At 56.8% G+C, this 6,151-nt stretch carries 5 protein-coding genes; 4 read left to right on the top strand and 1 reads right to left on the bottom strand.

The window, feature by feature from the left end; all coding sequences use genetic code 11:
• The first annotated feature begins 35 nt into the window (after positions 1-35).
• The 4 genes from ACODS3_RS21130 to ACODS3_RS21145 all read left to right on the top strand — a co-directional run bounded on the left by ACODS3_RS21130 (position 36) and on the right by ACODS3_RS21145 (position 5,026).
• On the top strand, positions 36-1,586 hold the full coding sequence (locus tag ACODS3_RS21130; protein WP_201018083.1) for an MBOAT family O-acyltransferase: 1,551 nt from the start codon (positions 36-38) through the stop codon (positions 1,584-1,586).
• A 10-nt stretch (positions 1,587-1,596) separates the two neighbouring features.
• On the top strand, positions 1,597-2,772 hold the full coding sequence (locus tag ACODS3_RS21135) for an alginate O-acetyltransferase (protein ID WP_201018084.1): 1,176 nt from the start codon (positions 1,597-1,599) through the stop codon (positions 2,770-2,772).
• A gap of 12 nt (positions 2,773-2,784) precedes the next feature.
• Positions 2,785-3,453 (top strand): alginate O-acetyltransferase AlgF, encoded by a 669-nt coding sequence (locus tag ACODS3_RS21140; protein ID WP_201018085.1) that lies wholly within the window; start codon positions 2,785-2,787, stop codon positions 3,451-3,453.
• A 121-nt stretch (positions 3,454-3,574) separates the two neighbouring features.
• Complete coding sequence (locus tag ACODS3_RS21145) at positions 3,575-5,026, top strand: mannose-1-phosphate guanylyltransferase/mannose-6-phosphate isomerase (RefSeq protein WP_200995183.1); 1,452 nt, start codon at positions 3,575-3,577, stop codon at positions 5,024-5,026.
• Positions 5,027-5,183: 157 nt separating this feature from the next.
• Here ACODS3_RS21145 and ACODS3_RS21150 read toward each other — a convergent pair.
• On the bottom strand, positions 5,184-6,151 hold a 968-nt coding region (locus tag ACODS3_RS21150; RefSeq protein WP_489036118.1), incomplete at its 5' end, for an RHS repeat-associated core domain-containing protein.

Genomic DNA, 6,151 nt, shown 5'->3' on the forward strand with positions numbered 1-6,151 from the left:
GAGCCCTTGAATGTTGGACAAACGGAGAGATAAGGATGGTTTTCTCATCCAACGTGTTCCTGTTTCTGTTCTTGCCGATCTTCTTCGGCTTGTACTACATAAGCGGGCAACGCTATCGCAACCTGCTCTTGCTGATAGCCAGTTACATCTTCTACGCCTGGTGGCGTGTGGACTTCCTGGCGTTGTTCATCGCCGTCACAGTCTGGAACTACTGGATCGGTCTACAGATCGGGGCCAGCGGGGTCAGGACCAAACCGGCACAACGCTGGCTGTTGCTCGGCGTGGGCGTGGACCTGTGCATCCTTGGCTACTTCAAGTACGCCAACTTCGGTGTGGACAGCATCAACGCGGCCATGACCTCGATGGGCCTGGAGCCATTCATCCTGACCCACGTGCTGTTGCCGATCGGTATCTCGTTCTATGTCTTCGAGTCCATCAGCTACATCATCGACGTCTATCGCGGCGACACACCGGCCACGCGCAACCTGATCGACTTCGCTGCATTCGTCGCGATCTTCCCGCACTTGATCGCCGGCCCCGTGCTGCGTTTCCGTGACCTGGCCGACCAGTTCAACAACCGTACCCACACGCTGGACAAGTTCTCCGAAGGCTGCACGCGCTTCATGCAGGGCTTCATCAAGAAAGTGTTCATCGCAGACACCCTGGCCGTGGTCGCAGACCATTGCTTCGCCCTGGAAAACCCGACCACGGGTGATGCCTGGCTGGGTGCGCTGGCCTACACCGCGCAGTTGTACTTCGACTTCTCCGGTTACAGTGACATGGCCATCGGCCTGGGCCTGATGATGGGTTTCCGCTTCATGGAAAACTTCAAACAGCCTTACATCAGCCAGTCGATCACCGAGTTCTGGCGTCGCTGGCACATCAGCCTCTCCACCTGGCTGCGTGACTACCTGTACATCACGCTGGGCGGCAACCGTGGCGGCAAGTTCGCGACCTATCGCAACCTGTTCCTGACCATGCTGCTGGGCGGTCTGTGGCACGGTGCGAACATCACCTACGTCATCTGGGGTGCATGGCACGGTATGTGGCTGGCGATCGAAAAAGCGGTGGGCATCAACACCAAGCCTTACAGCTTCAACCCGATCCGCTGGGCGCTGACCTTCCTGCTGGTGGTTATCGGCTGGGTCATCTTCCGCGCTGAAAACCTGCACGTTGCAGGCCGCATGTACAGCGCCATGTTCAGCTTCGGCGACTGGAACCTGTCGGAACTCAACCGTGCAAGCCTGACCGGTCTGCAAGTAGCGACACTGATCCTGGCCTACGCAACCCTGGCGTACTTCGGTCTGCGCGACTTCTACCAGGGCCGCTCGGAAAGCGACAAGCCCAAGGCCGACGGCCCGGCAACCGCAGAGCCCGGCACCATCAAGGCCGTACCTGGCGACGCACCCGGCAGCATCAACCTGCCTGGCTACACCGTCGGTACCAACGCCCAGGTGCAACCGGCCTACTGGACTGCCGACTGGTCTCGCTACGCCATGCGTGCGCTGATCCTGCTGCTGTTCATCGCTTCGATTCTCAAACTTTCGGCGCAGAGCTTCTCGCCGTTCCTTTACTTCCAGTTCTGAGGAGCCTGACATGACCCGTTCATTACGAATCCTCTACGTCACCCTGTTCATGACCCTGCTGGTGGTTCTGGGGGCCTGGTCGCTGCGCAGTTTCAGCAACTTCTCGACCTCGGCCGAAACCACAGTGCTCGACGGCAAATGGACCAAGGCGGCGGAAACTCATTACGACGATGAGTTCCCGATCAAACGCCTGGGTACAAACCTTTGGGCCGCCCTGGACTTCAAGCTGTTCAATGAAGGCCGCCCGGGTGTCGTGGTCGGCAAGGACCAGTGGCTCTACACCGACGAAGAGTTCGATGCCATTCCCAATGGCGAGAAGAACGAAGCGGACAACCTGGCATTGATTCAGGGCGTACGCGACGAGCTGAAAAAGCAAGGCACGGAACTGGTGCTGGCAATTGTTCCAGCCAAGACCCGCCTGTATCCAGAGCACATTGGCGATAACAGACCGGCCACGCTGCACACCGATCTGTATCAACAGTTCCATGCTCAGGTCGCGCAAGCCGGCATCTTCGCCCCTGACCTGCTGGCGCCGTTGCAGGCCGCCAAGCAGCAAGGCCAGGTGTTCCTGCGCACCGACACGCACTGGACCCCGATGGGTGCAGAAGTGGCGGCGCAGCAACTGGGTGTCGCGATTTCCGGGAAGACAACGTTGAACGGCGAACCCGAGCAATTCGTCACCCAGGCCAAGGAAGTCACGCCCTACAAAGGCGACCTGACCAACTTCCTGCCACTGGATCCGCTGTTCAGCAATTTGCTTCCAAAGCCGGATGATTTGCAACAACGCAGCACAAATCCGGTCGAAGGAACTGCCGCCGATGATGATGCCCTGTTTGCAGACACCGAAATTCCGGTCGGCCTGGTTGGCACCAGTTACAGCGCCAACCCCAACTGGAACTTCGTCGGCGCCCTAAAGCAGGCACTGCGCAGCGACGTCGTCAACTACGCAGAAGACGGTCACGGGCCGATTCTGCCGATGCTCAAGTATCTGCAAACCGATGCGTTCAAGACCACACCACCACAAGTGGTCATCTGGGAATTCCCGGAGCGCTATCTGCCTGCTCACAACGACCTTGGCGAGTTCGATCCACAGTGGATCGCCGAGTTGAAGAAGTCACGTGATAGCCAAGAGAACCTGGCCCTTAACACCAAACAATCCGAGTCGCCCAACCAGGCGCAAAACTGAGAGGACTGAATTATGACCTTACAGCACACTCCAAATCGTTCGGCCAAGAAAAGCCTGTTCAAAACCTGCGCACTGGCCGCAACCCTCGGCCTGATGTCCCTGCAAGCCCTTGCCGGTGACTCTGCCCTCTACGGCCCGACCGCACCGAAAGGCTCGACCTTCGTGCGTGTCTACAACGCCAGCAACGCAGAAATCAGCGCCAGCGTTGGCAACACCAACCTCAACGAAGTCGCGCCACTGGGCAGCACTGCGTTCAGCTTCATGCCGCAAGGCGACTACACCGCCAAGCTCGGCAGCCAGACCGTACCGGTGAAACTGGCCAGCGACCGTTATTACACCCTGGTCAACAACGCCAGCGGCAAGCCGCAACTGGTTGAAGAAGCACCGTTCAAGAACAAGCAGAAGTCCCTGGTTCGCGTCCAGAACCTCAGCGACAAATCGCTGACCCTGAAAACCGCCGACGGCAAGACCGAAGTGGTCAAGACCGTAGGAGCCAAAGGCACCGGCGAGCGTGAAATCAACCCGGTGAAAGTCAGCCTGGCGCTGTACGACGGCGACAAGAAAGTCACTGACGTGAAGCCTGTTGCCCTGGAACGTGGTGAAGCCGCCGTGCTGTACATCACCGGCAGCGGCAGCAACCTGTCGCCAGTCTGGGTCAAGCCACCGGTAGCGACTCGCTAAAAATCAAGTTGGCGGGTTCATGGCCTCTGTCAGCCACGGACCCGCTAGCGCAGTACAAGAAAAAGACAGAAACGACAGAAAACCACGAACAGCCCTTATTGAATGCTATTGGAGAAACAAAATGATTCCAGTGATCTTGTCAGGCGGTAGCGGTTCACGACTCTGGCCGCTTTCGCGTAAACAATTCCCTAAACAATTCCTGGCACTGACAGGCGAACACACCCTGTTCCAGCAAACCCTGGAGCGTCTGGTGTTCGAGGGTATGCAAGAGCCCATCGTGGTCTGCAACAAGGAGCATCGTTTCATCGTAAACGAGCAGTTGGCAGCACTGGACCTCAACACCCAGGCCATCCTGATGGAGCCGTTCGGGCGTAACACCGCACCCGCCGTTGCCCTGACTGCGATGATGCTGGTTAATGAAGGCAACGACGAGCTGATGCTGGTCCTGCCGGCCGATCACGTGATCGAAGATCAGAAAGCCCTGCAACGCGCACTGGCCCTGGCCACCGTCGCAGCAGAGCGTGGCGAAATGGTCCTGTTCGGCGTACCGGCCAACAAACCGGAAACCGGCTACGGTTACATCAAATCCACCGCCGATGCGCTGCTGCCGGAAGGCGTGAGCCGCGTGTCGCACTTCGTTGAGAAGCCTGACGAAAAACGCGCTGCCGAGTTCGTCGAGGCAGGCGGTTACTACTGGAACAGCGGCATGTTCCTGTTCCGTGCCAGCCGCTTCCTGGAAGAGCTGAAAAAACACGATCCGGATATCTACGACACCTGCCTGCTGACCCTTGAGCGCAGCCAGCACGACGGCGGCGCCGTAGACATCGATGCCGCGACCTTCGCCTGCTGCCCGGACAACTCCATCGACTACGCCGTCATGGAAAAAACCCAGCGCGCCTGCGTCGTGCCACTGTCGGCAGGCTGGAGCGATGTCGGCTGCTGGTCGTCACTGTGGGAAGTGCAGGAAAAAGACAACCATGGCAACGTCACCAAAGGCGACGTCGTCATTCAGGACAGCCGCAACTGCATGATCCACGGCAACGGCAAACTGGTATCGGTGATCGGCCTGGACAACATCGTGGTCGTCGAAACCAAGGACGCCATGATGATCGCCCACAAGGACAAGGTCCAAGGCGTCAAGCAGATGGTCAACACCCTCAACGAACAGGGCCGCAGCGAAACCCAGAACCATCTGGAAGTCTATCGTCCGTGGGGCTCCTACGACTCGGTGGACATGGGCGGCCGCTTCCAGGTCAAGCGCATCTCGGTCAAACCGGGCGCCAGCCTCTCGCTGCAAATGCACCACCACCGCGCCGAACACTGGATCGTGGTATCCGGCACGGCTCAGGTAACCTGCGACGAGAACGTGTTCCTGCTGACTGAAAACCAGTCCACCTACATCCCGATCGCGTCGGTCCATCGCCTGAAAAACCCGGGCAAGATCCCGTTGGAAATCATTGAAGTCCAATCCGGAAGCTACCTGGGCGAAGACGATATCGAACGCTACGAAGATGTGTATGGCCGTTCCGGTGCGCTGGAAGCGGGCGTGAAAACGCAGACGATTGCACGATAAAAGATAGCGGCAAGCTTCAAGCTGGAAGCTTCAAGTAACTTGAGGCTTGTAGCTTGCAACTTGTCGCTGACAGAGCAACAGGCCCTCGGCAACACCCTGCGTATCCCCATCCGCAGGGTGTTGTTGGGGGTTTTTTATTGGTTCAATCCGATGCCAGTCATGCCACTCTCTGACGTTTAGCCTCTTGACGCATCTCACTTCGCACTCGCTTGGCCATCAGCCTTGCCGGCAGTCTTGAAGACATTACAAGTCCAGCATAAGTGTCGGCATTCATTCGTAATAACGAAGCCCGGATTTTGGGATCACCAAATGCTTCTGTTCGACGCGCCCTTATGTCCGCATTATCATCGAGAGCCAGCATGGCATCTCGATAATCGGACGGAGCAAACTCATGTGCCTCCGGTCCATTCAGCACGATGTACTTCAGGGTCTTTCTGATTTCTTTTGACCACTGTTTAACCACTACCGGGCTGACTTTGTCTGGAAGAATAAACTCCTCATTGTAAAAAGCATCCAAGGCACCACTAACAGCGTGAGACGCTTCATGAATCAATGTATGGGCAACGTTCAGCACGTTATGTGATTCAAGATGTGTTCTGGATATTCGCATCCTGAGAAACTTACTGAACACTTCATTAGTCATACGCGTTGTGGCCAATAAGTCAGTATCGGTGTCGAAAAGCTCAAGGGATTTGGCTATTTTCGGTTTAAGAATGGATGACAAGAATTTTTTCTGTTCGATTAGCTCTTTTCGTACTCCAGCAACAGTAAGCTTCTTTAATTCCGGAGGCAGATCCCGCCCATAGGTTGCAGCAAAGGCTTTTGAAACACCATGCTCAGGGCGACTTTTGCCCAGCTCAACGATGGTGCGTCGCAATAGCTTGGCAGACACATCAAGAGCATCTTTCAGCTTGGCTTGCTGCAGGGGGGTAAAATTGGAAAACCCCTTCGCAACAATGACATCGCGGGGATCAGCGCCTTCACTATCGGTATACCGCAGAGGTGAATTGCGAACGAAGCGGAACAGATTCAAACCATCCACCACTCCCGCCGGATCCGGATTGATCCAGCGCTGCAACCACGGCGCGTAATACCGCAGGCCGTAGTAATACAACCCGGTTGCGT

It is taken from the genome of Pseudomonas sp. FG43, from assembly GCF_057809175.1.

What these genes read in the sequence shown, in the direction of transcription:
- ACODS3_RS21130 (WP_201018083.1), top strand. Translation starts at nt 36, where the DNA reads ATGGTTTTCTCATCCAACGTGTTCCTGTTTCTGTTCTTGCCGATCTTC.
- ACODS3_RS21135 (WP_201018084.1), top strand. Translation starts at nt 1,597, where the DNA reads ATGACCCGTTCATTACGAATCCTCTACGTCACCCTGTTCATGACCCTG.
- ACODS3_RS21140 (WP_201018085.1), top strand. Translation starts at nt 2,785, where the DNA reads ATGACCTTACAGCACACTCCAAATCGTTCGGCCAAGAAAAGCCTGTTC.
- ACODS3_RS21145 (WP_200995183.1), top strand. Translation starts at nt 3,575, where the DNA reads ATGATTCCAGTGATCTTGTCAGGCGGTAGCGGTTCACGACTCTGGCCG.